The 25,664-nt window shown below is 70.4% G+C and carries 22 protein-coding genes and 1 pseudogene; 15 read left to right on the top strand and 8 right to left on the bottom strand.

Translation table 11 applies throughout. The features are described from left to right. Positions 1 to 82: 82 nt before the first annotated feature. From ADL01_RS47520 to ADL01_RS18325, 3 genes and pseudogenes are all read left to right on the top strand, one after another. Positions 83 to 746 (top strand): annotated as a pseudogene (locus ADL01_RS47520) (helix-turn-helix domain-containing protein); the annotation flags it as partial. 159 nt (positions 747 to 905) lie between these two features. Further along, positions 906 to 1,838, top strand: coding sequence for an oxidoreductase (locus ADL01_RS18330; protein ID WP_053743105.1), 933 nt, complete (start codon positions 906 to 908; stop codon positions 1,836 to 1,838). An 80-nt stretch (positions 1,839 to 1,918) separates the two neighbouring features. Further along, a complete protein-coding gene (locus ADL01_RS18325; RefSeq protein WP_053743077.1) occupies positions 1,919 to 2,593 on the top strand; it encodes an SDR family NAD(P)-dependent oxidoreductase in 675 nt (224 codons plus the stop codon). 104 nt (positions 2,594 to 2,697) lie between these two features. On the opposite strand, the gene ADL01_RS18320 is transcribed toward ADL01_RS18325, so the two are convergent. From ADL01_RS18320 to ADL01_RS46265, 4 genes are all read right to left on the bottom strand, one after another. Next, a complete protein-coding gene (locus ADL01_RS18320) occupies positions 2,698 to 3,147 on the bottom strand; it encodes a MerR family transcriptional regulator (protein WP_420719727.1) in 450 nt (149 codons plus the stop codon). A gap of 274 nt (positions 3,148 to 3,421) precedes the next feature. Continuing rightward, entirely contained in the window at positions 3,422 to 4,081 is a 660-nt protein-coding gene (locus tag ADL01_RS18315; RefSeq protein ID WP_053743076.1) for a hypothetical protein, read from the bottom strand. 351 nt (positions 4,082 to 4,432) lie between these two features. Further along, positions 4,433 to 4,594 carry a hypothetical protein gene (locus tag ADL01_RS46270; protein WP_234354696.1) on the bottom strand — a complete coding sequence of 54 codons (162 nt, stop codon included), beginning with the start codon at positions 4,592 to 4,594 and terminating at the stop codon, positions 4,433 to 4,435. A gap of 8 nt (positions 4,595 to 4,602) precedes the next feature. Further along, a complete protein-coding gene (locus ADL01_RS46265; protein ID WP_234354695.1) occupies positions 4,603 to 4,803 on the bottom strand; it encodes a hypothetical protein in 201 nt (66 codons plus the stop codon). Between the two features lie 331 nt (positions 4,804 to 5,134). Between ADL01_RS46265 and ADL01_RS18310 the strand changes: the two genes are divergently transcribed. After that, the gene (locus ADL01_RS18310) at positions 5,135 to 6,067 is read left to right on the top strand and encodes a glycoside hydrolase family 26 protein (RefSeq protein ID WP_107090922.1); all 933 of its coding nucleotides are present in this window, start codon (positions 5,135 to 5,137) and stop codon (positions 6,065 to 6,067) included. A 127-nt stretch (positions 6,068 to 6,194) separates the two neighbouring features. Here ADL01_RS18310 and ADL01_RS18305 read toward each other — a convergent pair whose 3' ends face one another. After that, the gene (locus ADL01_RS18305) at positions 6,195 to 7,970 is read right to left on the bottom strand and encodes a S8 family serine peptidase (RefSeq protein ID WP_053743075.1); all 1,776 of its coding nucleotides are present in this window, start codon (positions 7,968 to 7,970) and stop codon (positions 6,195 to 6,197) included. 1,012 nt (positions 7,971 to 8,982) lie between these two features. On the opposite strand from ADL01_RS18305, the gene ADL01_RS18295 reads away from it, so the two are divergent. The 11 genes from ADL01_RS18295 to ADL01_RS18245 all read left to right on the top strand — a co-directional run bounded on the left by ADL01_RS18295 (position 8,983) and on the right by ADL01_RS18245 (position 21,419). Next, positions 8,983 to 9,663 carry a TetR/AcrR family transcriptional regulator gene (locus tag ADL01_RS18295; protein WP_234354694.1) on the top strand — a complete coding sequence of 227 codons (681 nt, stop codon included), beginning with the start codon at positions 8,983 to 8,985 and terminating at the stop codon, positions 9,661 to 9,663. 264 nt (positions 9,664 to 9,927) lie between these two features. Next, positions 9,928 to 11,514 (top strand): ABC transporter substrate-binding protein, encoded by a 1,587-nt coding sequence (locus ADL01_RS18290; RefSeq protein ID WP_053743073.1) that lies wholly within the window; start codon positions 9,928 to 9,930, stop codon positions 11,512 to 11,514. 58 nt (positions 11,515 to 11,572) lie between these two features. Next, complete coding sequence (locus ADL01_RS18285) at positions 11,573 to 13,000, top strand: amidase (protein WP_053743072.1); 1,428 nt, start codon at positions 11,573 to 11,575, stop codon at positions 12,998 to 13,000. After that, complete coding sequence (locus tag ADL01_RS18280; protein WP_053743071.1) at positions 12,997 to 14,028, top strand: ABC transporter permease; 1,032 nt, start codon at positions 12,997 to 12,999, stop codon at positions 14,026 to 14,028. Before ADL01_RS18285 ends, ADL01_RS18280 begins: the two co-directional genes overlap by 4 nt. Next, complete coding sequence (locus ADL01_RS18275) at positions 14,018 to 15,862, top strand: ATP-binding cassette domain-containing protein (protein WP_053743070.1); 1,845 nt, start codon at positions 14,018 to 14,020, stop codon at positions 15,860 to 15,862. Before ADL01_RS18280 ends, ADL01_RS18275 begins: the two co-directional genes overlap by 11 nt. Beyond that, a complete protein-coding gene (locus ADL01_RS18270) occupies positions 15,862 to 16,692 on the top strand; it encodes an ABC transporter ATP-binding protein (RefSeq protein ID WP_053743069.1) in 831 nt (276 codons plus the stop codon). Before ADL01_RS18275 ends, ADL01_RS18270 begins: the two co-directional genes overlap by 1 nt. 211 nt (positions 16,693 to 16,903) lie before the next feature. Then, positions 16,904 to 17,608, top strand: coding sequence for an urease subunit gamma (gene ureA, locus ADL01_RS18265; protein WP_053743068.1), 705 nt, complete (start codon positions 16,904 to 16,906; stop codon positions 17,606 to 17,608). Further along, a complete protein-coding gene (locus ADL01_RS18260; RefSeq protein WP_053743067.1) occupies positions 17,605 to 19,314 on the top strand; it encodes an urease subunit alpha in 1,710 nt (569 codons plus the stop codon). The genes ureA and ADL01_RS18260 overlap by 4 nt, the downstream gene beginning before the upstream one ends. A 60-nt stretch (positions 19,315 to 19,374) precedes the next feature. After that, positions 19,375 to 20,424, top strand: a complete 1,050-nt coding sequence (locus tag ADL01_RS18255; protein WP_053743066.1) for an agmatine deiminase family protein — start codon at positions 19,375 to 19,377, stop codon at positions 20,422 to 20,424. Positions 20,425 to 20,433: 9 nt separating this feature from the next. Further along, on the top strand, positions 20,434 to 20,817 hold the full coding sequence (locus ADL01_RS18250) for a hypothetical protein (RefSeq protein WP_053743065.1): 384 nt from the start codon (positions 20,434 to 20,436) through the stop codon (positions 20,815 to 20,817). Beyond that, entirely contained in the window at positions 20,814 to 21,419 is a 606-nt protein-coding gene (locus ADL01_RS18245; protein ID WP_053743064.1) for a TetR/AcrR family transcriptional regulator, read from the top strand. The genes ADL01_RS18250 and ADL01_RS18245 overlap by 4 nt, the downstream gene beginning before the upstream one ends. A 115-nt stretch (positions 21,420 to 21,534) precedes the next feature. Here ADL01_RS18245 and ADL01_RS18240 read toward each other — a convergent pair whose 3' ends face one another. The 3 genes from ADL01_RS18240 to ADL01_RS18230 are packed head-to-tail and all read right to left on the bottom strand — an operon-like array spanning position 21,535 to position 25,479. After that, positions 21,535 to 22,065: a DUF5134 domain-containing protein gene (locus ADL01_RS18240; RefSeq protein ID WP_053743063.1), complete on the bottom strand. Its 531-nt coding sequence runs from the start codon at positions 22,063 to 22,065 to the stop codon at positions 21,535 to 21,537. Beyond that, entirely contained in the window at positions 22,062 to 23,996 is a 1,935-nt protein-coding gene (locus ADL01_RS18235; RefSeq protein WP_053743062.1) for a primary-amine oxidase, read from the bottom strand. Before ADL01_RS18235 ends, ADL01_RS18240 begins: the two co-directional genes overlap by 4 nt. A gap of 28 nt (positions 23,997 to 24,024) precedes the next feature. Next, positions 24,025 to 25,479, bottom strand: a complete 1,455-nt coding sequence (locus ADL01_RS18230; protein ID WP_053743061.1) for an APC family permease — start codon at positions 25,477 to 25,479, stop codon at positions 24,025 to 24,027. Between the last annotated feature and the right edge of the window lie 185 nt (positions 25,480 to 25,664).

Here is a 25,664-nt window from a genome sequence, read left to right as displayed (position 1 = left end):
TCACGGCAGTGTTCGCCCTGTTGTGATGTGACGCGCCGCCCGGGTGATGGCTCGGGCGGCGGCGGGCCGCAAGGCTATGCGGGTGGCAGAGCGAGCACGGGTTCGGGAGATCGACGAAGGCGAGGGCAGACGGCTGTTGCGGATCATGCGTCGCGGTACGGGGTCGGTGGTGACATGGCGGCGTGCCCAGATGGTGCTGCTGTCCGCCAGGGCATGCCAGTGGCAAAGATCGCCGAAGTGACGTTCACCAGCGCAGACCGGGTCCGGGACCGTGATCCACAACTTCAACGCTGACGGCTTCGACTCCCTCTATCCGAAGTACTAGGGCGGGCGGCCGAGGACCCTCACGCTGCCCGAACGCCGTGAGATCAAGAAGTTCGCCAAGTCCCGACCGGCCGAGCACGGTCTGCCGTTCTCAACCTGGAGCCTGGCCAAGCTGGCGGACTTCCTGGTCGCCGAGGGGGTGGTCGACGACATCAGCCACGAGGGCCTGCGCATTCTGACTCCGCGAGGAAGGCGTGTCCTTTCAACGCATAAAGACCTGGAAGACCTCCCGCGACCGGGACAACGCGGCCAAGAAGGCGAGAGTGGAGCACCTGTACGCGGTCGCCGACAGCGAGGTCATACCCGAGGACGGCGAGCCGGAGGCGGTGTTCTGCCTGGACGAATTCGGGCCGCTGAACCTCCAACCGCACCCAGGCCGGCCGTGGGCCGAACGAGGCGGCCGGCACAAGGACCCGGACCGCCCGAACAAGCACGCCCAGGACGAGCGGCTATGCGCAGTCGTCGACAGGGCGAACGTTGCCTGATGCGGCACTGGTTCCTGGAGCGCACACGAAGGTAAGCTCTGGCGTCACATTGAGATCTGATTGACACACTGAGACATCAGGGGCATGCTGGGTCGCATGATGGAGAGTAAGTGGACAGCTGACCGGATCCCGGGCCTGGCCGGAAGGACCTTTGTCGTCACTGGGGCCAACAGCGGCCTCGGGATGGCCACCACCCGGCACGTGGCCCGCCGCGGCGGGCATGTCGTGATGGCTGTGCGGAACGAGACCAAGGGCCGCCGAGCCGCTGCGGAGATCAGTGACGCCCATCCCGGGGCGAGCCTGGAGGTGCGCCACGTGGACCTCGCCGACCTGAATTCGGTGCGCGCGTTCGCCGACGGGATCCACGCCGACGGGCTGAAGGTGGACGTCCTGGTCAACAACGCGGGGCTGATGGCGGCGCCCCGCCAGTTGTCCCCGCAGGGGCACGAGTCGCAGTTCGCCAGCAATCACCTGGGCCATTTCGCCCTCACCGGCTTGGTCTTGGACCTGCTACAGGCGGGCAGCGATCCCCGGGTGGTGACGGTCACCTCGCTGGCGCACCACAGTGGCGAGATCTTTTTCGACGACCTGACCGGCGCAGAGAAGTACGCACCGGTGACGTACTACTACCAGTCGAAGCTCGCCAATGTCCTGTTCGGGCTGGAACTCGATCGCAGGCTGCGCGCCGCGGGCAGTCCGGTACGCAGCCTGCTGGCCCATCCCGGGTTCACGGCCACGAACCTGACGTCCACCGGCCCGACCGGCATGCTCAAAGTGACCGGCGCGCTCGCCAAGACCCTGCTCTTCCAAAGCGTCGAACGGGGCGTGCTGCCCCAGCTGTACGCCGCGACCGCGCCGCACGCCCGCGGCGGAGAGCTCTACGGTCCCGACGGCTGGAAGGAATCCCGCGGACATCCCACGACGGTCCGTCCCAGCGACGCGGCCCAAGACCCGGACACCGCCCGCCGACTGTGGGAGCTGTCCGAGGAGCTGACCGGGATCCGCTACGCCCTCGCCACCCCATCCTGACCCGGGCTGTCAACTTCAGCCCTCCTCCAGACCAGCCCGAATTTCACCACCTGACCACTTTTCCCGGAAGGACATTTGTCGTGCCCACCATCGCCATCGTCGGAGCCGGCTCCGGCCTGGGCCTGTCGATCGCCAAGATGTTCGGCCGTAACGGTTTCTCCGTGGCGCTCGTGGCGCGGACCCAGAAGACACTGGACGGGCTCGCCGCGGAATTGCGTGAAGCGGGGATCGAGGCGGCCGGGTTCGCGGCCGACGTCACCGACCGGCCGTCCCTGGTCGCCGCGTTCGCCCGCATCAAGGAGCGGTTCGGCCAAGTCGACGTAATGGAGTACTCGCCCGCGCCGAAGACGTTCACCGATGCCATGATCGCTCCGTTGGACGCGACGGTGGAGAACCTCCAGCCGGAGCTGGACTATTACCTGTACGGCGGTCTCACCGCGGCCCAGCAGGTGCTCCCCGAGATGATCGAACGCGACGCCGGCACCCTCCTGTTCACCACCGGCGGGTCCTCTCTGGACGTATTCGCCGGGCCGCCGGAGTACGGCAACATCGCTGTCGCCGCGGCCGCCCTGCGGGCCTACGTGCTCAAGCTCACCCAGGTGCTCACCGGGACGGGCGTGTATGCGGCGCACGTGCCGATCTTCGCCCGGATCGGCTCCGGTGGCCCGGAAACCCAGGCCGACACCATCGCCGAGCTCTACTGGGACATCTACACCAAGCGCGAGGGCGCCGAGCACCCCTACGACATCCGGTGACAGAACGCGCGCGAGAGTGAACGCCGACGAAGAGCATGGCATGCGGTGTGGGGCGCCGCGGGCGGCCGCACCGCGTTCTGTCGGCGGAAGCCGGGGTTCCGGGGTCAGTTCGCGTCGATGGCGAGGTCGAGTGTCGGCGGGACAGCCGCGAAAGCCTCCTCGACCATGGCCGTAGGCGGCCGCCCGGTCCTACGACCGCTCCGCGCTTGAGGCAACTCACTCGCGGCTGTTCTGCGCATGAGGGCGCCGACGTCGGAGCGGACATGTTGCAGTCGTTCGATCGTGGCGGCCAGCTCATCGTCGAGAGCCCGCAGATCACGCGGGTCCGGGTCGGAATCCGGGCCGTCGCGCATGTCCGCGATCTGGGAGAGGGAGAAGCCCAGAGCGGTGAGGCGCTTGATCCGGAGGAGTCGGACGAGGTGGCTGACGCCGTACTGCTTGTATCCGTTGGAGCGGCGCCCCGGCTCCTCAAGCAGGCCGATGTCGTGGTAGTGCCGTACGGCCCTGAGGCTGGTGCCGGCCAGCTCCGCCATCTCCCGGGTGCTCCACGCCACGATCGATGTCCCCCGCACCGTCCGGTGCCGTCGGCGCGGTCGCGCCGTGGGCCCCTTGAAAACCATGACGCAACGGCAGGTCGGAGCAGGGAGAGCGTATGAGGGTGCGGTCCGCACCCTCTCCGTGATGTGCGGAGACCATCGAGGTTCAGAAGCCCGGTGGCTGCGGTCCAGACGATGCGTACCGAGTACCTGAGGGGGAACACGACGCCCGCCGGAGTCTTCCCTCGGCTCAGCGGCCTGCTGGCGAACCAGGGTCTGTTGCGAAAGTGGATCAGGAGTCGTGGTCGGCTCGGGCGGCTGTCTGGTCTGACCAGCCCCGCGACAGGGGGAGACGGCCGGATCGGAGCGTGTCGCGCTGTTCGGTCACCCATTGCTCAACCTGATCTACGGATTCCGCGACAGGCTGGTCCGTGGTGTCGAGCAGGTGGGTGCACCATCGCCGATCGTCGGCGGTCCACCCGGTCCAGCGGCGCCAGGCCATGCGGGGCCAGCTGTCGTCGATGATGACGTCGGGTCGGGATCGGGGATCCTCGGCGTGCTTGCGGTGCCAGGCGGCCCAGCCGAGAAAGGCGTCGACCGCCGGAGCGTCCCATCGGTCCGAGTCGCGCTTGGTGAGCCTGCCGCGCCGGGCCTCGTCGGACACGTCGACCAGACAGACCGCGATGCCATCCAGTAACGGGGCGGAGGGGCTGGCCAGGACCTCTCCCAGCGGGGACTGCCCGGTCAGCAGGAGGTCGACTCCGCGGGCCTGGTATTCCAGCGCGCGACGCACCCACATCTCGGTCATGCGGTTTCGCCACTGGCGATCGGCGCCTTCCGGTACGCCGAGCTCGTCGAAGTCGTGCACGGCAATCCGCCCCAGCCGCTCGCCCACGGAGTAGGCGAGCGTGGTCTTGCCCGAACAGCTGGAGCCGGTCAGTTTGAGCAGCATCTCACCAGGGTGGCAGGTCAGTAGTGATGTCCTCGAAGGGTTTTCCCGGAACCCTCCGCCCCGCTCTGGTGCTTGTCACAACCACTCATTGATGGCAGCGACCAGTACGGTCGCTTCGTAGCGGACAGCCAGCTTGTCGTATCTCGTCGCCACCGCGCGGTGCCTCTTCAGCCGGTTGGTCCCGCACTCCACCGCGTGGCACTCGCGGTGGTCGACCTTGTCGAACTTCGGCGGTCGGCCGCCACGGGAGCCGAGCTTCTTGCGATTGCGGACCTGGTCGCCTTCTCCGGGATTGTGCAGCCGATGCCACGTCTGCGCAGGTAGGCGCGGTTCGCGCGGGAGCCGTAGGCCTTATCCGCCCGCACCTTGTCCGGCCGGGTGCGGCCGGCCCCGACCCATCCGGGACACCCGTATGGCCTCCAGTACCGGCTGGAACTGCGGGCTGTCATGCCGATGCCCGGCGGTGACGATGAGCGAGAGCGGCTTCTGACCCTGCTCGACCGCCAGGTGCAACTTGGTGGTCAGTCCGCCGCGCGAACGCCCGAGGCCGTGGTCGTCGGGCTCAGTGCCGACGCCGCCGGGAGACTCCCTCTGCTCTGCCCCCTTTTACGCGCCCCGGCGGCGTGCCGGTGCGCCCGGGCGCCGAGCAGATAGCCGCACTGTGCCCCGGCGAGGGCGCCCACGGCCGCGGCCCTGTCCGCCAGTGCCGCGACGGCCGGCACGGTCGCCTTCCACCACGAGGTCGAGGTCGCTCAAGGCGAAGCTCCACGCCGAGTCGAGTCGCAACGGCATGACATGACCTGGCGCATCTGACCAGAATCCGCATGAATGCCCGGCACGCGATCGCCCCACTGCGAGCCCTGCTCGTCCTGGCGGACACTGAAGGTCAGAGGTGACCGGATCAGTCGGCATCCTGAAGGCGTGAAGAAACATCTCGGGCGGCGCTATGCCGCCCATCCGCAGCAGTCCTCGGAGAGCACACGATTGCGCCGCTCCAGCACGAGCAGTACGAGCAGCACGAGCAGTACGAGCGTCTTAGCGATGGTGCTGCTGATGACGCTCACCGCACTCGTCACCGCGTGTTCCAGCTCAGAACGGGACCGGAAGGCTGAGCCGACGACCCGCCCTCGGACCTCCGCTCCGGCGGACGTCCCGGGCGAGGGGCCTCTCGTCCCTGCCCACGGAGCGCTTCTCGGTCATTACTACGGTGCGGGCACGGCGGCCGAGACCGACGCGCGGACAGGACGGACACCAGCCGTCCATCTCACCTACTACAGCTGGGAGGACGACTGGGCCCGTTCCTCGACCACGCGTGCGGATCTCGCTGACGGTCGTATCCCGTTGATCAATTGGGAACCCTTCGACGTCGACTTCGACGACATCATCAGCGGAGAACAGGACACGACGATCCGGGAGCGCGCCGACGGGGCCAAGGCACTCGGGGAGGAATTCTTCCTCGACTTCGCGGCCGAGATGAACGAGGAGGAAGGCTGGGGCGGCCACGACCCGGCGAAATACGTCGCCGCGTACCGCCACATCCATGACATCTTCGAGGCACGAGGCGCCACCAACGTCGTCTGGGCGTGGTGCCCGAACGTCACCGACAGCCCCGACGCCCCGCCGGCCATGGCCTACTACCCCGGTGACCGATACGTCGACTGGACCGGCGTCGACGGATACAACTGGGGCACGTCCGACCCGGACTTTAGGTGGCAGAGCTTCGGCCAACTCTTCTCCGACATCTACGCCAAGCTCGCGGCGAAGGGCAAGCCCATCCTCATCGGCGAAATGGCCTCCGATGAGGTCGGGGGCAGCAAAGCATCATGGATCGACGGCGTCGTCCCGACACTGAAGACCGAGTTTCCACTGATCAAGGCCTTCGTGTGGTTCGACATCGACAAGGAACGCCACTGGCAGATCGACTCCTCGCCGTCGTCGCTCGCGGCCTACGCGCGCATGGCGAAAGACCCTTACCTCAATCCATGACCTGCTCGAACAACTCCCCGGACTGATCCACCGCCACCCGGATGTGTCCGGCAGCAGCGAGGACTTTGCCGCTGCCGGACGGGCTCAACACGACGGCGAAACGCCGCTTACACCGCCGGGACCTGCGTCAGAAGGTCAGGTTCCAGGCGTCGATCTTGCCTGTGTCGGAGGCGGCGTTGTCGTTGACGCGCAGCTTCCAGGTGCCGTTCGCGACCTCCGAGGAGGCGTCCACGGTGTAGGTCTGGGCGATGTCGTCGGCGCTGCCGCCGGCGTGGTTGTGCAGCGTGTAGACGGTGCCGTCCGGCGCCACCAGGTCGACCTTCAGGTCACCGATGTAGGTGTGCTTGATGTCCACACCCACCTTGAGGGCGGCCGGGGCGTTGCCGGTCACGCCGGTGACGGCGATCGGGCTCTCCACGGTCGCGTTGTCGTTGATGGCGAAGTCCGCGAGGTTCTCGAAGTACTTGCCGGGCGGCGGCGGGGTGGCCCCGACGGCCTTGAGGGCGTCGACCTGTCCCTCGCCGAAGAACGAGTTGTCGGCCGTCGTACCCGTGCAGCGGCTGTCCGAGGGGCAGGCGATGTCGTTGGCCTGGGCGGCCAGCTTGGCGCGGATCTGCGCCGGGGTGATGCCCGGGTTGGCGCTGGCGATGAGTGCCGCCACGCCGACCACGTGCGGGGTGGCCATCGACGTACCGCTCTTGCTGCCGTAGCCGCCGCCGGGGACGGTGGAGTACACGTTGCTGCCCGGCGCCGCGACGTCGATGACGCCCTGCCCGAAGTTGGAGAACGAGGCCTTGGTGACGCCCGTGCCGTTGGCCGCGACCGTGACCACGCCCGGCAGTTCGGTCGGGATGTCGAGGCAGGCGTTGGTGATGGTGCGGGTGCCCGGCGTCGAGTCGTTCGGGCTCGCGGAGTCGGTCGTCTTGTGGGCGAGGTCGTAGTTCTCGTTGCCCGCGGCGGCGATCTGGAGGGAGCCCTTGCCCTCGGCGTACTCCTGGGCGCGCTTGACGCCCTCGATGATGGCGGCCTGGTCGATGTTGTCCGGGCAGTTGAACTGCCACGGGTCCGTGTAATAGCTGTTGTTGGTGACCTTGAAGCCGTGGTCACCGGCCCAGACGAAGCCGCAGATGGTGTTCTCGGCGAAGAAGAAGGAGTTGCCCGGCTCGGCGACCCGGACCGCCGCGATCTTCACTCCGGGGGCCACGCCGACGACGCCCTTGCCGTTCTTGGCCGCCGCGACGGTGCCCGCTACGTGGGTGCCGTGCGTGTCGACGTCCCGCCAGGCGCCGGTACGGGTGTCGGGCTTGCCGTAGGCGCAGGAGACCGAGTCGGCCGCGTCGAAGTTGGGCGCCAGGTCCTGGTGCTGGTCGTCCACACCGGTGTCCAGGATGCCGACCGTGACGGCGGCGGAGCCCGGGTTCACGGCCCAGGCCCGGTCGGCCTTGATCTGGCTCATGTCGGCCCGGACCGGTTCTCCGGCCGGGGTCGAGGCCTGGGCCGGATTCGCCGGGAGCGCCGGGTTGTAGGCCTCGGCCGGGACGTCCGAGGTACGCGTGGCGCCGACCTGCTGTACGCCGGCGACGCCGCGCATGGTGGCGGCGAATGAGCTGGACGCCGAGTGGGCGACGATCACGCCGATGGCGTCGAAGCTCGAGAAGACGGTGCCGCCATTGGCCGCGATCGCGGAGCGGACCGCCGAACTGTCACCGGGGGCGGTGATCACGAGGTAGGCACGCGTGCCGGCCACCCAGGTCGCACTCTGCGAAGCCGGTACGGCGGCCGGTGTGCGGGCCGGTGCGTGGGCCTTGGCGGCCGGCGCGGTGGAGGAGGCGACGGGGAGCGTGCCCGCGAGGGCGCCCGGGGCGCCGAACGCGAGAGCGGCGCCGAGTGTGGCCGCCAGCACCAGCGTGCGTCTGGGGCGGCTGGATATGTGGGGTATCAATGCGTCCTCCGGAGACGGCCGGGCCGTGCTGAGGGCACTTGCTGGGCCGTACGAAACGAGTGGTGGATGCAAGATGTCAGGTGCATGCTCCTGTACGGAAGTACCTTTCCGTGCAGGGACGGTTTAGGGGCATGGCTGAAAAGCGACGTACGCCGGGCAAGGAGAGTGGGGCCGCGGTGGCTACGGGTACGGGCGCCGGGGGTCGAGGCCTGCGGCGCGCAGGTCCGGCTCGGTGCTGCTACCCGGGTGGCGCGCCTTGCCGGGTCGCCACGCGAGGTGAGGTGATGAATTGGTTCGGATCCTGGATGGAGGCATCCGCGCAATGAGCGGTACCGAGCCCGAGCCGGTGGGGCTGCTGCAAGTGGAAAGCATGTACGAGTGGCCGTCGGCGAACAGGGTGATCTGTCACGCTCGTTGCGTCAGTGTGGGGCGGAGCGTCTTCCCTGGTGATTTGGTGCTTGCGGTGGACAGCCCGCCGGGGTCGGGGGTTTCCCCGGCTCGGGTGGTCCGGATTCACCGGCCGCCGTTCGGAGAGTTCTCCGAGCTGCCCCCTGTCCGGCACGCCGCCGTCGAACTCGAGGGCCCTGCGGGCGCGGCCCTGTTCTGGGTGCGGCCCGACGCGAACCTTCGGGTGGTTCTTCCGGCGGCCGGCGGGGAGGAGGGGCAGACGGGCTGAGCATCGCCCTCGGCGGCGGCCGACCGGAGCGTTCCAGCAACGCGACGTGCGGACCTGGCACCGTGGCCCGTGGTCAGCCCGCACTTGGTTCAGCCGCTCCCGTTCCGCCCTCGTGGCATACCTTCCCCTCCGGCGGGGACGCTCAGCGGAGGGATGGTCGCGGCAGGGCCGCCCCAGTGGCCGGGTCCAGGACGACCCGTTCGAAACCGGTCGCATAGGCTGGTCCTCATTGTCGCCGGTGAAGAGGCGCAGGCTGCGGCAGCGAGCGCTCGCCGTCCGTTCGAGGGAGGCGTTCGAGTGGCAGTTGGCGGCCGGTCGACGAAGCGGCTCCAGCGGGGCACCCTCTCCCAGGGGCTCATCGTGGGAACCGCGCTGCGGATCCTCGACGAGGACGGCCCGGACGCGCTGACCTTCCAGCGGCTCGGCAAGGAACTGTCCGCCTCCGCGACCGCCGTCTACCGGTACTTCGCGAGTCGGGACCACATCATGGTCGCCGTCGCGGAGGAGCTCGACAGGATCTCCCTCGAGGGGTACGAGCCGCACGAGTCGTGGATCGACTCGCTGCGGAGCCTGGCGATCCGGGCCTGGAACACCGCGCTGGACCACCCCGCCGCCGCCGCGCTCTGCATGGGGCGAGTCACCCGGGGCGTTCACGAGTTGCGGGCCGTCGACGCCGTCCTCGAAGCGTTCCACCGCGGCGGCTGGCGCGGCCGGGCGGCCGTCCTCTACTACCAGGCGTTCTCGAACTTCGTTCTCGCCATGGCGAGCAACAACGCCTGGCGGCTCGTCAACCAGCGGTTCGGCGCAGAGGTCAACTGGGTGCAGGAGTACCAGCCGGCGGACCCTGACGCGTACCCCTACGCCGAGGCGGCGAAGGAGCACCTGCGCAGCGTGGACATGACCGAGGTCTTCCACCGGCAGGTCGACATCCTCCTCGCGGCCCTCGAGGCAGAGGCTCAGACGTTCCCGCGCGACTGACACGCGTCAGTCCTCCCGGCCAACCATTCAGCGGCGTTCTCGCGGCCGGAAACGGCGGTGAGCGTGGCGCGCGAAAAGATAGTTAACGCTATTGACTACGCCGTTCACTTGGCGGCATCCTCTCCCTACCGAGTGCTCCACTGCTCGTTCACATGCGGCGTCCTCCGAGTGCCGCGCGCACCGCCTCCGCCCCGAACTGCTCGCGCTCGCCCGCCAGATTCGTGCGACCTGCGCAGAGCGTGACACCCCTCTCCAGGAGCACCCATGCGCCAGACCCGTACCCGTACCCGCGTGGTCCCTGTGACCGCCGCCGTCGCCATGACGGCCGTACTCGCCGGCTGTACCACTACGGGGGCGACGGCCGGAGATCCGAGCGGCGGTGGTGCCGCCGGTGCGACGAAGATCCGTACGACGATCGATGTGCCGGCCAGTTTCGACCCGGCCAAGGCGTTGTCCCTGCCGGACTACCTGCTCGCCCGGGACAGCTACGACACCCTGGTGCGCAAGGACGACGGCGGGCTCGTCGGCGGGCTCGCCGCCGAATGGAAGAACACGCCGACCTCGGCCACCTTCACCCTGCGCGCCGACGCGACCTGCGCCGACGGGACGCCGATCACGCCGACCGTCGTCAAGGGCTCCCTCGACCGCTTCGTCGACCCGAAGACGGCGGCGCCCGATCTCCCCACGGTCTTCGGCCCCGGCAACACGGTGAAAGTGAGCGCCGACGACGCGGCGCGGACGGTGAAGATCACGCTCGCCAGGCCGTGGGGCGACATGGTCACCGGCCTGTCGGTCGCGAGCACGGGCATCGTCTGCCCGGCGGGACTGGGGGACCTCAAGGCCCTCGCCGCCGGTAAGGCCAAGGGCTCCGAGTCCGGCCCGTACCTTCTTCAGAAGTCCCAGTCGGGCGTCTCGTACTCGTACGCGCTTCGCCCGGAATACAAGGCATGGCCGGCCTGGCGTACGAAAATCCCCGGCAAGGTCGCCGCGACGATGGAGTACCTGGTCTCGCCCGACCCGACGGCGACCGGCAACCTCGTGACGAGCGGCCAGCTCGACATCGGCAAGATCGACGCCTCGGGCATCCCGCGCTTCGACGGCGTGGCCGGCTACTCCGTGAGCGTCAGCCGCTTCTCCGACTTCTACCTGCTCTTCAACGAACGACCCGGCACGGTCTTCGCCGACGTCGCCGCCCGCCGGGCAGTCGCCCAGGCCGTCGACCGCGCCGCCTTCACCAGGGTCGTCTCGAAGGAGACCGGCGAGCCGTCGACGATGTTCGTGCAGAAGGGCATCCCCTGCAACGACCCCGGCACCTCCTTCCTCGTACCGAAGGACAAAGCCGCGGCGGCGGGCGTGCTCAAGGGCAAGAAGATCCGCCTCGTCGGCCCCCAGGTCGTCGGCCCGGCCGGCGCCGGAAACCAGTACGTCCAGGAGGCGCTGCGGGCCGCGGGCGCGGACGTCACCCTCGCCAACGTCGACGTCGGCACCTGGGTCGGGACCGTGTTCGGCAAGCCCGACGCCTGGGACGTCACGGTCTTCGCCGACCTCAACTTCCTCGGCAGCCTTGCCAACCCGCTCGGCCACTTCGTGGGTCCGACCGTCCCCGAGGGCGGCGGCAACCTCGGCGCGGTGAAGAACCCCGTGGTGAACAAGGCCTTCGCCCAGGGCGCCGAGGCGACGACTGAGACGGCCCGCTGTGCCGCGTACCAGACGGCCACCAAGGCACTGATCTCGCAGGCGGACGCGGTGCCGATGGTCAACGACCCGTTCATCTACGCGCTGCGCAAGGGATTCAGCGCACAGATGCTCGGCGGCTCGCTCGACGACCCCATCCTGCGCGTCACCGGCTGACAGACACACAGGCAGAGGGACAGACCGACCGACTTACCGTTCCGACAGGAGCCCCCTGGTGATCGACCCATTCAGCACCGCCCAGCAGATCGCCGACCTCATACGCGCGAAAGAGGTCAGCCCGGTCGAGGTGGCCGAGACCTACCTCGAACGCATCGAGCGGATCAATCCCGCCGTCAACGCCGTCGTCTGGCTCGACGCCGACGCCGTCCGCGCGGCGGCCGTCCGGGCCGAGCAGGCGGTGCTGCGCGGCGATCCGCTCGGCCCGCTGCACGGCGTCCCCGTCCCCATCAAGGACCTCAACTCCGTTGCGGGACAACCCAACACGATGTCCTCACTGGCGATCCGGGACACCCCGCAGACGGTCACCGACCCCGACATCCAGCTCCTCCTCGACGCCGGCGCGATCCCCCTCGGCCGGACCAACTCGCCGGAGTTCGGTGCGCTGACCGTCTCCGAGAACGCCCGGCACGGCAAGACGCGCAACCCGTGGAACCTCGCGTACACCTCCGGCGGGTCGAGCGGCGGCGCGTCCGCGGCCGTCGCGGCCGGGCTCGCCCCGGTGGCACACGCCTCCGACGGCGGCGGATCGATCCGGGTCCCGGCGTCCGTCACCGGCCTCGTGGGCCTCAAGCCGAGCCGGGGACGCGTGCCCGAGTTCGTCCGGGGCTGGGAACACTCGACGACCGGAGGAGCGATCACCCGCACCGTGCGCGACGCGGCCCTCATGCTCGACGTCATGGGGCGTCCCGACCGGCTCTCCTGGTACAGCGCGCCCGAACCGGCCCGCCCGTACCTCGAGGAGGTGGGCGCCGATCCCGGACGGCTGCGGATCGGTCTGCTCCTCGACGCGCCGACCGGGCTGCCGGTCGACGAGGAGTGCCGCAAGGCGGCGCTGACGACCGCGCAGGCCCTGCGCGACCTGGGACACGATGTCGTCGAGGCCCGCCCGAAGATGTTCTCGCCCGCGGCGATCATGGGCTTCACCTGGACGATCATCAGCGCCTCCACCTACGCCATCGAGCTCGACGATCCCGAAGCGGTGGACCCCTACATCCGCCGCCGCCGCGAAACCGCCCTCGAGGCCACCGCGGGCGACTACGCCCGGACGGCCGCGCTCCTGCAGGCCGAGTCCCGCGACGTGGTCGCCCAGTGGGGCAGGGACTTCGACGTTCTCCTCACTCCGACCACGGCGGTCGTGGCGCCGCCGGTCGGCCCCGTGTACGACGAGGCGAACTCCGACCCCGACGGCCCGCGGGCCACGGAGACCCGGATGGTCTCGTTCACCGCGTTCGTCAACATCGCCGGGCTGCCCGCCATCTCGCTGCCCGTCCACGCGACCGCGTACGGACTGCCGGTCGGCGCGCAGCTCATCGGCGCGCCCTACGACGAGGCGACGCTGCTGCGCCTGGCCGCCCAGCTCGAACCGCGGTTCCGCTGGCACGAGCGGCACCCGGACGACGCGTCACTCGCGGTGGCGCTGTGAGCGCCGGGGCCGCGGTCCCGACCGGACCGCTGACGGCCGCACCCGCCCGGCGCGTGTCCCGGCTGCGGCTGGGCGGTGGCTGGGCCGGGTTCGCCGTACGCCGGGCGGGCGGCCTGCTGATGTCCATGCTGCTGCTCGTCTTCGTGACGTTCCTCATCGTGCCCCTGCTGCCCGGTGACCCGGCCCGCGCCATCGCCGGCACCAACTCGTCCCCGGCCGCGCTCGCGGCGATACGTGAACGACTGGGCCTCGACGAGCCGATGGCGACGCGGTTCGTCCACTACCTCGGCGACATCGCGTCCGGACGGCTCGGCACCTCGTTCCGGTTCAACACGCCGGTCGCGGACATCGTCTCGACCCGGCTGCCGTACACCGTCCAGCTCGTCATCCCGGCCGTTCTGCTCTCGCTGGTCATCGCCGTCCCGCTGGGCATGGCCGTCGGCGTCCTCACCCGTGACGGACGCCGCCGCCGGCTCGGCGTCGGATTCGGCACGGTCGCCGGGCTGCTGGCGTCGGCGCCGGTCTACGTCCTCGCGACCCTGCTCATCGTCCTGTTCTCGATCAGCCTCGGGCTGCTGCCGTCCGGCGGCGCCACGACACCGAGCGCGCTCGTCCTGCCGATCGCCGCGCTCTGCACGGGCCCGGCCTTCGCCATCGCCCGGGTCGTCCGGCAGGAGACGGCCTCGGTGCTCGCCCAGGACTACATGCGGACCGCTCGCGGCCACCGCCTGGGATCCGTACGTCTCCACCTCCGCCACGCGCTGCCCAACCTCGTGACGAGTGTCCTCACCCTGAGCGGTCTCGTCCTCACCTCGCTGCTCGGCGGGACGATCATCCTGGAGAACGTCTTCACGTATCCAGGGCTCGGCACCGAGGTCGTCCAGGCGATCATCTACAAGGACTATCCGGTGATCCAGGGCATCATCCTCGTCGTCGGCATGCTCGCCCTGCTCGTCAACCTTCTCGTCGACGTCGTCCTCGGAATCGTCGACCCCCGCACCCTTGAGGGAGGTCGTCGTGGCCACTGAAACGACCCTGCGCCGATGGCGCCGCAACCCGTCGCTGCTGGCCGGCGCCGTGATCCTCGGACTGCTCCTCGTCGTGGCCCTGGTGGCCCCGCTGGTGCTGAGCGGCTCCGCCGAGACCCTCACCGACGACGCCCGGCTCGGGCCCGGTGCCGAGCATCTCCTCGGCACCGACGCCTTCGGCCGTGACGTCCTGGCCCGGGCGCTCGTCGCGACCCGGCTCACCCTGCTCATGGCCGCCGCCGCCACCGCCGTCTCGTTCGTCTTCGGCGTCGCGATCGGCGCGCTGGTCCACCTGGCACCCGGGTGGCTGCGCGAGACCTGTCTGCGGCTCATCGACTCGGCGGTGGCCTTCCCCTCGCTCGTGCTCGCCCTCGTCATCGCGGCGGTGCTCGGACCGGGCATGGGGTCCGCGATCGTCGCCATCGCCGTCGCCGGTGTCCCCGGGTTCGCGCGGCTGACGGCGAATCTCGCCGCGACCGTCGCCGACAAGGACTACGTCCTCACCGCGCGCCTGCTCGGCGTTCCCGGCCTACGCATCCTGGGCCGCCATGTCCTGCCGAACATCAGCGGGCCGCTGCTGGTGCTCCTCAGTTCGAGCTTCACCCTGTCCCTGCTCGACATCAGCAGCCTGTCGTTCGTCGGCCTCGGCGTGCAGAGCCCGCAGTACGACTGGGGCCGGCTGCTCAACGAGGCGCTGCCGTCGATCTTCGCCCAGCCGTCGGTCGTGTTCGCCCCGTCGATCATGCTCATCGTCACCGGTGTGGGCGCCATGCTCCTCGGCGACGGCGTGGCCTCACTCGTCGACCCGCGAACCCGCGGCAAGGCGCCCGCGCCGGCCAAGGCGGCGGACGCGGCGGGACCGATCGTCCCGGCACCGGCACCCGAGGCGTTTCAGGCGTGGGACGGCGCGGGGGCGGCGGCCTGCACGGAGCCGGACGTCGGCCTGCTGACCGTCGACGGGCTGACCGTGCGGGCCGGCGAGCGGACACTCGTCGACGACGTGTCGTTCACCATCGGGGCCGGTCAGATCATCGGCCTCGTCGGGGAGTCGGGCTCCGGCAAGTCCACCATCGCCATGGCGGTCGCGGGCCTGCTCCCCGAGGACGTACGGGCCAACGCGTCCCGCCTCGCCCTCGGCGACCTCGACCTGCTCGGCACACCGCCCGAGCGACGCCTCGCGACCGAGATCGGCATCGTCTACCAGGACCCGATCGGTACGTTCAACCCGGCGCTGCGGCTCGGCACCCAGCTCACCGAGGTGGCCAGGGTGCACCTGGGGACGCCCCGGCGGCAGGCCGCGCGGGACATGGTCGGCGCCCTGGCCGACATCCACGTCACCGAGCCGGAGCGGCGGCTGCGCCAGCACCCGCACGAGCTCAGCGGCGGCATGCTCCAGCGCGCCTCGATCGCCTCCGCGATGACGACGAAACCGCGGCTGCTCATCGCCGACGAACCGACGACAGCCCTCGACGTCACCGTCCAGGCGGAGGTGCTGCGGCAGTTCCGGCGCATCAACCGCGAGCACGGCACGGCGATGCTGTTCATCTCGCACGACATCGGCGTGGTCGGCGTGCTCTGTGACACTGTCCTGGTGCTCCACCAGGGCCGGGTCGTCGACCGGACGACGGGCGACGACCTGCGCCGGGGGACGGTCACCCACCCCTACACCCGCGCGTTGCTCGCGGCGACGCCCGCCGCGGTCGAGGCCGGTGGAACCCTCAGCGCGGTCCGCTGGACGGCCGACGCGCATCCGGCGCAGCCGAACGGGTCGCCGTCGGACGACCTTTCCGACAAGGACGCGGACCGCTCCCCGGCCGCCGAAGGGAGCCGCTGATGTCCGCCACGGCCACAGCCACCGCACAGGAGCCACAGCCGGGCGATCCCCTGCTGCGCGTCGAGGATCTCACCGTCGAGCTCGGCCACGGCGCCGCGGCCCGCAGGGTCCTCAAGGGGGTCTCGTTCGACATCCCCCGGGGCAGCACTCTCGCACTCGTCGGCGAGTCCGGGTCGGGCAAGACGACGCTCGCGCGGACACTCGTCGGCGTCAACAGGCCGTCGAGCGGCCGGATCCTCGTGGACGGCGCCCCGCTGCGCACCTCGCGCGGACGGGCGGGAGCGGCGACGGTCCAGATGATTCCGCAGGACCCGTACTCCTCGTTCGACCCCCGGCGCACCGTCGCGCAGTCGCTCGCCGAGGCACTCGATCCGATCCGGGCCAGGGTCAGACCGGCCCGGACCCGGATCGCCGAGCTGCTCGTCCAGGTGAGCCTCGACCCCGACGCCATGGACCGCTATCCGCACGAGTTCTCCGGCGGCCAACGGCAGCGGCTGGCGATCGCACGGGCCCTCGCCCCGGGTCCCCGGTTCGTCATCGCCGACGAGATCACCTCGGCCCTCGACCTGACGACCCAGGCCGAGATCCTCAACCTGCTCGCCGATCTGCGCCGCCGTCTCTCGCTGACGATGCTGTTCATCTCGCACGACCTGGCCGTCGTCCGGCACGTCAGCGACGCGGTCGCGGTCCTGCTGCACGGGGACCTCGTCGAGCTCGGCCCGACCGCGGCCACCTTCGCGAAGCCGAACCACCCGTACACCGCCCAACTCCTCGCGTCGGTCCCAGGCGCCCCGGGGTTCAGCCTCGACCAGGAGCCCGCCACGACGTGAACCACCCGGACACACGCGGCGCGGCTTCCCGCCCGCCGACCGGCCCGTGCCGGTCGGCGGGCCGGGCGGCGTCTGCGGCGCCCGGGGATTAGAGCGGCGCTCAAATTCATTCCCATGCAGGGGTCGCTTTACTGAGTCACCTCTTCACCCGCAGGTATTCCGCCTTTAGAGTGATGCTCTAACCCGAGTGAAGCGAGGAGGTGTCCGCGCCATGAGACTGACTCCCACGGAGCGTGACCGGCTGCTGCTCTTCGGAGCCGCCGAGCTGGCCCGCGCCCGCCGCGCCCGCGGCCTGCGGCTCAACGTGCCGGAGGCGACCGCGCTGATCGCGGACACCGTCTGCGAGGCCGCCCGCGACGGCGCCCGGCTCGCGGAGGCCCTCGAGCGCGCCCGATCCGTGCTCGGCCCGGACGACGTGCTGCCCGGTGTCGCGGACATCGTCACCGAGGTGCATGTCGAGGCCGTCTTCGACGACGGTTCGCGGCTCGCGGTCGTGAGCGACCCGATCGGCGGGAGCATCGGTGAGCGGGCTCCGGGCGCGCTGCTGCCCGGTCCCGAGCATGCCGAGCCGGAGGCGGCCGTCCGGCTGACGGTCACCAACACCGCCACCGTGCCCGTCTCCGTCACCTCCCACTTCCACTTCTTCGAGACCAACCCGCGGCTCGACTTCGCCCGCGAGAGGGCCTACGGGATGCGGCTCGCCGTACCCGCCGGGTCGTCCGTGCGGTTCGGGCCGGGGGAGAGCCTCACGGTCGGCCTGGTGCCCATCGGGGGCGACCGGGTCGCCATCGGGTTCGCCGGTCTGGTCGACGGGGCACTGGACGCGCCCGGCGCCCGCGAGGAGGCGCTGCGCCGCGCCGCCGCCTGCGGCTACCTCGGCGTACCGCGGACACCTGATCAGGAGGTCGGGCGATGAGCCGCCCAGGAGGCCACCCCGCCGAGGCCCGCAGCCTCAGCCCGTACGAGTACGCCGCCACCCACGGCCCGCGCGCGGGCGACCGGATCCGGCTGGGCGACTCCGGCCTGACGATCCGCGTCGAGTCCGACTCCCAGCGCTACGGCGACGAGTTCCTCGCCGGGTTCGGCAAGACCGCCCGGGACGGACTGCACCTCAAGGCGGCCGCCGTCCGGGAGACCTGTGACGTGGTCATCAGCAACGTCGTCGTGATCGACGCGGTGCTGGGGATCCGCAAGGTCTCCATCGGCATCAGGGAAGGCCGGATCTGCTCGATCGGGCGGGCCGGGAACCCCGACACCCTCGACGGGGTCGACGTCGTCGTGGGCACCGGGACCTCGATCGTGTCCGGCGAGGGGCTCATCGCGACCGCCGGAGCCGTCGACACCCACGTCCACCTGCTGTCGCCGCGCATCATGGAGGCCTCGCTCGCCTCCGGCGTCACCACGATCATCGGGCAGGAGTTCGGGCCCGTGTGGGGCGTCGGGGTCAACTCGCCGTGGGCACTGCGGCACGCGTTCAACGCCTTCGACGCCTGGCCGGTCAACATCGGCTTCCTCGCGCGCGGTTCGTCGTCCTCCCCGGCGCCCTTGGTGGAGGCGCTCGCCGAGGGCGGCGCGTCCGGCTTCAAGGTGCACGAGGACATGGGCGCCCACACCCGCGCCCTGGACACCGCCTTGCGGATCGCCGAGGAACACGACGTCCAAGTGGCCCTGCACAGCGACGGGTTGAACGAATGCCTGTCGGTCGAGGACACCCTGCGCGTGCTGGAGGGCCGGACCATCCACGCCTTCCACATCGAGGGCTGCGGCGGCGGACACGTCCCGAACGTGCTGAAGATGGCCGGCGTCCCGAACGTCATCGGCTCCTCCACCAACCCCACCCTCCCCTTCGGCCGGGACGCCGTCGCCGAGCACTACGACATGATCGTCTCCGCCCACGGCCTCAAGACCGACCTGCCCGGCGACGCCGCCATGGCCCGCGACCGCATCCGCGCCGGGACCATGGGCGCCGAGGACGTGCTGCACGACCTGGGCGCGATCGGCATCACGTCGTCGGACGCGCAGGGGATGGGGCGGGCGGGCGAGACCGTCCGCCGTACGTTCGCGATGGCCGGGAAGATGAAGGCCGAGTTCGGCGCACCCGACGACCACGACAACGAGCGTGTCCTGCGCTACCTGGCCAAGCTGACGATCAACCCGGCCATCGCGCACGGTCTCGCCCACGAGGTGGGGTCGATCGAGACCGGCAAGCTCGCCGACATCGTGCTGTGGCGGCCGGAGTACTTCGGCGCCAAACCGCAACTCGTGCTCAAGGCCGGCTTCCCGGCGTACGGCGTGGTCGGCGACCCCAACGCGGCCACCGACACCTGCGAACCCCTCGTCCTCGGCCCGCAGTTCGGCGCCCACGGCGCCACGCCCGCCGACCTCTCGGTCGCCTTCGTCGCCCAGGCGGCCCTCGACCAGGGAGGCGACGCGATGCCGACCCGGCGCCGCAGGGTCGCCGTACGGGGCACGCGCGGCATCGGGCCGGCCGACCTGCGCCTCAACTCCCGTACCGGAGCGGTCGATGTGGACCAGCGCACGGGGGTGGTCACGCTCGACGGGGAGCCGCTGCACTCCGAACCGGCCGAGTCCGTCTCCCTCAACCGCCTGTATTTCCTCTGACATTTCCCCTGACATTTCCTCTGATATTCGGCCGAATGTCACCGCCTGTAAGGATCACTCATGTCTGCTGCCGCCGACGGCTTCCGCATGCCCGCCGAGTGGACCCCGCACGAGCGCACCTGGATGGCGTGGCCGGGCCCCAACCCGACCTTCGACGACCCCGAGGGCCTCACCGCCGCCCGCCTCGCCTGGGCCTCGGTCGCCCGTACGGTGCGCCGCTTCGAGCCGGTGACGGTGGTGTGCGGCCCCGGACAGTCGGCCGAGGCGCGCGCTCTGCTCGGGCAGGGCGTCGACACGGTCGAGCGGGACCTCGACGACGCCTGGATGCGCGACATCGGGCCCACGTTCCTCACCAACGACGCCGGTGAACTCGCCGCCGTCGACTGGACGTTCAACGGCTGGGGGGCCCAGGACTGGGCGCGCTGGGAGCACGACGCGAAGATCGCCGGGTACGTCTCCGGCCTCGCGGGCTCGGTGACGACGTACACCTCGGAGCTCGTCAACGAGGGCGGTGCCATCCACGTCGACGGCGAGGGCACGGTCCTGCTGACGGAGACGGTCCAGCTCGGGCCGGAACGCAACCCGGGGTGGACCCGCGAGCAGGTGGAGGCCGAGATCCACGCCCACCTCGGCACCCGCAAGGCGATCTGGCTGCCGCGCGGCCTCACCGGCGACTACCCCCCGCACGGCTACGGCACCCTCGGCCATGTGGACATCGTCGCCGCGTTCGCCCGTCCCGGGGTGGTCGTCGCCCATGTGCAGCCGGACCCGGCCCACCCCGACCACGAGGTGACGCGGGAGGTCGTCGGCCTGCTGAAGGCGCAGACCGACGCGAGCGGCCGCCGCCTGGAGGTCGTCGAGGTGCCCGCCCCGACCGTCCTGGAGGCCGACGGCCGCTGGGCCGACTACTCCTACATCAACCACTATCTCTGCAACGACGGCGTCGTCCTGTGCGGCTTCGACGACCCCCGGGACGAGATCGCGGCCGACATCTTCCGCAGGCTGTTCCCGCAGCGGACGGTGACACTGGTGGACGCGCGGCCGATCTTCGCGGGCGGCGGCGGCATCCACTGCATCACGCAGCAGCAGCCGAGGGCGATGGTCAGGTAGAACGTACGGGTGAACGTACAGCTGCTCTGCACGGCCTGCGGCCATCCCCTCACCGAACCGCTCCGCCGGCTGCCCGAGCTGCCGCAGCGCCCCGAGTACGACGGGCTGCCGGGCCCGGACGGCTCCCGGCACGCCCCGCCGACGGTGCCGCGCGGCACGTGCGCGGTGGATCCGGAGCCGTCCGGGGCCCCTTTCGTGCCGCATCCGGAACCTCAGTGGGAGGGAGCGGCGATCCCGGGGCTGTGCATGTCGAACCCCGACGGCGACGGGTGCCTGATGTCCGCCGGGCCGCGCGACCCCCTGGTGACGCACCCGGAGGACACCGCCGGGCGGCTGTCCCGCAACCCCGGGTCGTCGGAGGTGCCCGACGCCGTACGGGTGAGCCCGGTATGACCGCGCCGGGAGCTCGCCGCCGTACCCCCGCTCCGCCCCGCGAGGACGTGCTCGCCGCCGCCATGGGCATGGTCGCCGAGCGCGGTCTGGAGAAGCTCACCATGGCGGCGCTCGGCCGTGCGGTCGGGATGAGCAGCGGCCATCTCCTCTACTACTTCCACTCCAAGGACGAACTGCTGCTCCAGGCACTGGAGTGGAGCGAGGGCCGGCTCGGCGCGGAGCGCGGCCGGCTGCTGACCCGCACCACGTCCGCCCGTGAGCGGCTGGACGCGTACGTCGACCTGTACGTGCCCGACGGCCACCGGGACCCGCACTGGACGCTGTGGCTGGAGGTCTGGAACCGCTCACAGAACGCCGACGACGCGGCCCGCGACCGCCAGGCCGCGATCGAGGGCGCCTGGCATCGCGACCTGGTGGCACTGCTGGCGGAGGGCGTGTCGAGGGGAGAGTTCCGTCCGGTCGACCCGGACCGCTTCGGCACCAGGCTGCGGGCACTGCTCGACGGGTTCTCCATCCAGGTGGCGATCGGCCTACGGGGCACGGACCGGGCGCAAGTCATGGGCCACGTACGGGAGTTCCTGGACGAGAGCCTCGTCGGCTGACGTGCCCGCGGCGGCGGGGTCTTGGGGCCGCCATCCGTGGCACGGCCGGTCGAGTACCGGGCAGGCATCCGATGCGGCGCAGCTGTCGGCACGTCTGCGGTGGCGCGCCGGGCGGTCAGGCTGTCATCAGGCCCATCGAAGCGACCATGGCCAGTTCGCCCGCGTACGCAAGGAATCGGAAAGGGCGTCGGCGGTCGGCCGAGACGGTGCGTGACATCTGCCGTACGAGGAGGAGGAGCCTGCCGGTTGTCCACAACGCGATGAGCAGCCACGGCAGCCGGCTCCCATGATGCAAGTCCGCCATGGCCGCCATGTCCGGTGCGGGGTGGCCGGTTCCGCCGTACTCGTGCGGCATCAACATGGTCATGACCAGGCAGGCCATGCCGGTGACGTCGTTGACCGCACGCAGTTGGGACGGGAAGCCCAGGGGCCCGCGTACCACGCTGTGCAGCGTCGTTCCGGCGAGGAGGAGGAACACCAGGGTCCACCCGAGGGGGCCGAGGGGGTCGGCCCGCGGGGCGGTCATGGCGAGCATGGCGCCCGCCATGACCAGGTGGGGGAGGTGGGTCCGCAGCGGGCGGCGCGGGTGAGCCGCCACGCTGCAGAAGGCGCCGAGCGCACTCAGCCCGGCGACCCAGGGGCTCATTCGGGTCGGCCTCGTTCGTGGCAGTGCCCGCTGGTGGTGGGCGGTACGTCGAGGGTGGGGTTGCGGTCGAAGAAGCCGACCGGCTTGAGGGTGAAGCCGGCGTAGTCGACGGGCATGACGGGCCAGTCCTCGGGGCGGGGGAAGTGGGTGAGGCCGAAGGTGTGCCACAGGACGATGTCGGCGCCGTCCAGGTCGCGGTCTGCGGCGGTCCAGGCGGGAAGGCCGGCGCCCCCGGGGTGCTGGTTGACGAAGTCGCCGGCCGGATAACGCTCGGCCGGGTCGTACGCGGTGACCCACAGGTGGCGGGTGGCGAACGCGGCGCGGGCGTGGACGGACGAGCCGGAGTCGGCGAGCAGGGTGGGCTGGCCTTCGGGGTAGAGGGCGTAGCCGGTGTTGCGGCCGAGCCGGTTGAACTTGGCGGGGTTGACGACCTGCCAGACGCGGGCGTGTGCGTTGTCGGCCTGCCGCTGGGCCCCGGCCTCGGTGGCCAGGCGCGTGCGGGATTCGCGGAAGGCGTTGCCATAGGGGTTGGCGGCGCTGACCGGCACCGGCAGGGCTTCGACCTCGTCGACGGCGTTGAGCGGGCCGTCGACCATCATGTCGAGGCGGGCGGAGAACAGATGCTGGTGGAAGGGCGCGCCGAGGCCCGGGGCGATCTGGGTGGCGAAGTCATGGCCCTCGGCCGGGTAGGCGGAGGTGAAGACGATGCCGGTGGCCTTGGCCTCGCACTGGATGGTGCCATCGAGGTAGAGGTACCAGTAGAAGCCGTAGTCGTAGTTGCCGATCGTGGTGAAGAAGGAGACGACCAGGCGGCGCTGGCGGCGGGTCTCGTGCGAGCCGGTGAACATGTCGCTGTGCTTCCAGAGGACGCCGTAGTCCTCCTCGTGGACGCAGATCGCGTTACGGATGGTGCGCGGGTCGCCGGCGTCGTCGGCGATCACGGCGTCCAGGTACGCGATCTCGCCGAGGCAGTCGCATCCCAGTTCCAGGGAGTTGGTGTAGCGGGCGAACATGTACTCGCCCGCGTCGAAGTAGTTCTGCCAGAAGCGCACCGGGGAGGGGTCCGCGTAGGGGACGACCATCTCGGCGATGGAGGCTCGGTAGACGATCGGCCTTTCATCGAAAGACAGTTGATGGAGCGTCAGGCCCTCGCGTTCATTGAAGCCGACGCGCAGGCTCCAGTTCTGCCAGGTCAGCAGGTTGCCGTCGAGGGTGAAGCTGGGACCTTCGGGCTGGGTGATCTCGATCGGCTTGAGCGTGGTGCGCTGCGGGCCGGTCTGCTCGGCGTCGTCGAAGTTGCCCGGCTCGGTCGGGACCGGCAGCTGACGGTCGTCAACGATACGGATCACCTCGCGGCGGGTCAGGTCCACGAAAGCCACGAGGCCGTCCACCGGGTGTGCCCAGGGGTGGTCCTTGTCGTGGAACTGCTGGAAGCCCAGGACCCGTACGATCCGACGGCCCGCCTCGTCCGGATAGTCGTCGTACACGCCCGCCGACAGCGGAACGGTACGCACGCCGGCGGGATCGAGGCCGCGCCGTTCGAGTGCCTCGCACCACTCCGCGCTGTCCAGTGCGATCTTCTCGACCAGCTCGAATTCGGTGTCGATGATTGGCAGTTGCCCGTCGGTCTCTGGGTTGAGGACGGTCATCCGCTCCACGGTGGAGCGGGTCGCCGAGACGATCACGTCGTAGGAGGCGCCGCCCGTCAGGTCCAGCAGCAGGACGCGGAAGCAGCGGTCCACCGGGGCACCTGGAGTGAAGGCCAGCACGGCGGACTTGTCCGGCTCTTCCAGGCCGCAGAAGGCGAACCGAACGTTCTCCGTCAGCAGGCCGGCCACTGTCAGGGCCTCCTTGACCCGCCGGATCTCGTCCTCGGTGACGGGGCCCAGGGGGTGTGCGGCGTTCGTGCTCACGGTCGTGGTCGTGGTCATGACGGGTCTCCGTATCGGGGGGGGGAGTTCAGACGGCTTCGGCTTCGGGCACGGGCACGGGCACGGACACGGGTTGCGTGGCAGCTGTGGCTTCGGTGCGTCGGCTCCGCACGACCGAGAGCAGCGCGCCGATCGCGAAGAACACCGGGGGCACGGCTCCGATGGTCACCGCAAGGGCGGTCGAACCGCCGATCAGCAGGGGGAAGTTCACGGTCACCAGCCACAGGCACGAGCCCAGGCCCAGCAGCCCCAGGCCGGGCGCGAGCAGCGTCTGCCAGAGACGGCTGTCGAGCCGGGTGCGGCGGAAGAAGACGATGACCGAGAGGCAGGTCAGGCCCATGAGCAGCAGGGCACCCAGGGTCGCGGTGCCGGACATCCAGGCGAAGACCTGAGTGACCGGGTCCAGGCCCGAGGCCGCGCACACGGCCACCAGGACCACCGCGCTCGCCGACTGGAGCAGCGAGGCCGCGTGCGGGGATCCGTGCCTTTCGTGACGGCCGCCGCAGACGCGGGGCAGCAGACCGGAGTTGCCCAGGGCGAAGCCGTAACGGGCGAGCACGTTGTGGAAGGAGAGCAGGGCGGCGAACAGGCTGCTCAGCAGCAGGACCTGGGCGACATCGCCGGCGGCCGTGCCCAGATAGCGGGTGATCGTGGTGATCAGCATGCCGCTCGGATCCGCGCCGGCCGCCTCGACCGCCTGGGCCTCACCCCAGGCCGACACCACAGCCCAGCTGGACAGTGTGTAGAAGCCGCCGATCAGGAGCAACGACAGATAGGTCGCGCGCGGGATCGTGCGCTCCGGATCGCGGGCCTCGTCCCGGAAGACCGCGGTGGCCTCGAAACCGAGGTAACTGGCGATGGCGAAGACGATGCCGATACCCAGTGACCCGGACCCGATCCGCTCCGGCCGCAGGAACGCCGTCGACAGGCCGGACGGGCCGCCGCCGCGGACGGTGACCACCGCGTCCAGTGCGAGGACGATGCCCACCTCGCCCAGCAGCAGCACGCCGAGCACCTTGCCGCTCAGCTCGATGTTCCGGTAGCCGAGCACCCCCACGGCCGCCGCGGCGGCGCACGCCCACAGCCACCACGGCAGCGCCGGGCCGCCGTAATCGCGCACCAGCCCGTCCGCCACCACTCCCAGGTAGCCGTAGACCGCCAGTTGCACCAGGCTGTACGTGGCCAGGGCCAGATAGGCCGCGCCCTGTCCGGCGGTCCGGCCCAGCGCCTCCTGTATGTAGGTGTAGAAGGCGCCCGCTTGCGGCACATGGCGGCTCATGGCGCTGTATCCGACCGCGAAGAGCAGCAGGACGACGCAGCAGATCACGAAGGTGGCGGGGAAGGCGGCTCCGTCGCCCAGCAGGATGCCGAGCGGCACGACCCCGCTGACCGCGGTGAGCGGCGCGGCGGCGGCCACCACCATGAAGACGATCGAGCCGACGCCGAGGGAGCCGGTCAGGGCCGGAGCCCGGTCTGTGGACATGACACCTCCAGAAGGGGACGAGGGGGGTGCCGAAAGACTGGAAGGCCGTCGTTGCCGGGTGGTCACCCACACGTCAAACCCTCGCCACTCGCGTCAGGAAGACCACCGGCTCCGCTCTCGTACGCGGAGAATCACCAGCCCGGAATTCTCGTTCGCCGAAATGCGACAGTCATATGCCGGATACG

Origin of the sequence: Streptomyces sp. NRRL WC-3618 (assembly GCF_001280005.1) — a bacterium.
Lineage (GTDB): Bacteria > Actinomycetota > Actinomycetes > Streptomycetales > Streptomycetaceae > Streptomyces.
Note: the sequence above shows the minus strand (reverse complement) of the source record. Positions and strands in the feature narration are given on the sequence as shown.

Bases quoted from the DNA above. Each gene is read 5' to 3' on its own strand.
- ADL01_RS18330 (WP_053743105.1), top strand. From the start codon at position 906: ATGATGGAGAGTAAGTGGACAGCTGACCGGATCCCGGGCCTGGCCGGA.
- ADL01_RS18315 (WP_053743076.1), bottom strand. From the start codon at position 4,081: ATGCTGCTCAAACTGACCGGCTCCAGCTGTTCGGGCAAGACCACGCTC.
- ADL01_RS18310 (WP_107090922.1), top strand. From the start codon at position 5,135: ATGACGCTCACCGCACTCGTCACCGCGTGTTCCAGCTCAGAACGGGAC.
- ADL01_RS18290 (WP_053743073.1), top strand. From the start codon at position 9,928: ATGCGCCAGACCCGTACCCGTACCCGCGTGGTCCCTGTGACCGCCGCC.
- ADL01_RS18270 (WP_053743069.1), top strand. From the start codon at position 15,862: ATGTCCGCCACGGCCACAGCCACCGCACAGGAGCCACAGCCGGGCGAT.
- ureA (WP_053743068.1), top strand. From the start codon at position 16,904: ATGAGACTGACTCCCACGGAGCGTGACCGGCTGCTGCTCTTCGGAGCC.
- ADL01_RS18260 (WP_053743067.1), top strand. From the start codon at position 17,605: ATGAGCCGCCCAGGAGGCCACCCCGCCGAGGCCCGCAGCCTCAGCCCG.
- ADL01_RS18255 (WP_053743066.1), top strand. From the start codon at position 19,375: ATGTCTGCTGCCGCCGACGGCTTCCGCATGCCCGCCGAGTGGACCCCG.
- ADL01_RS18245 (WP_053743064.1), top strand. From the start codon at position 20,814: ATGACCGCGCCGGGAGCTCGCCGCCGTACCCCCGCTCCGCCCCGCGAG.
- ADL01_RS18240 (WP_053743063.1), bottom strand. From the start codon at position 22,065: ATGAGCCCCTGGGTCGCCGGGCTGAGTGCGCTCGGCGCCTTCTGCAGC.
- ADL01_RS18235 (WP_053743062.1), bottom strand. From the start codon at position 23,996: ATGACCACGACCACGACCGTGAGCACGAACGCCGCACACCCCCTGGGC.
- ADL01_RS18230 (WP_053743061.1), bottom strand. From the start codon at position 25,479: ATGTCCACAGACCGGGCTCCGGCCCTGACCGGCTCCCTCGGCGTCGGC.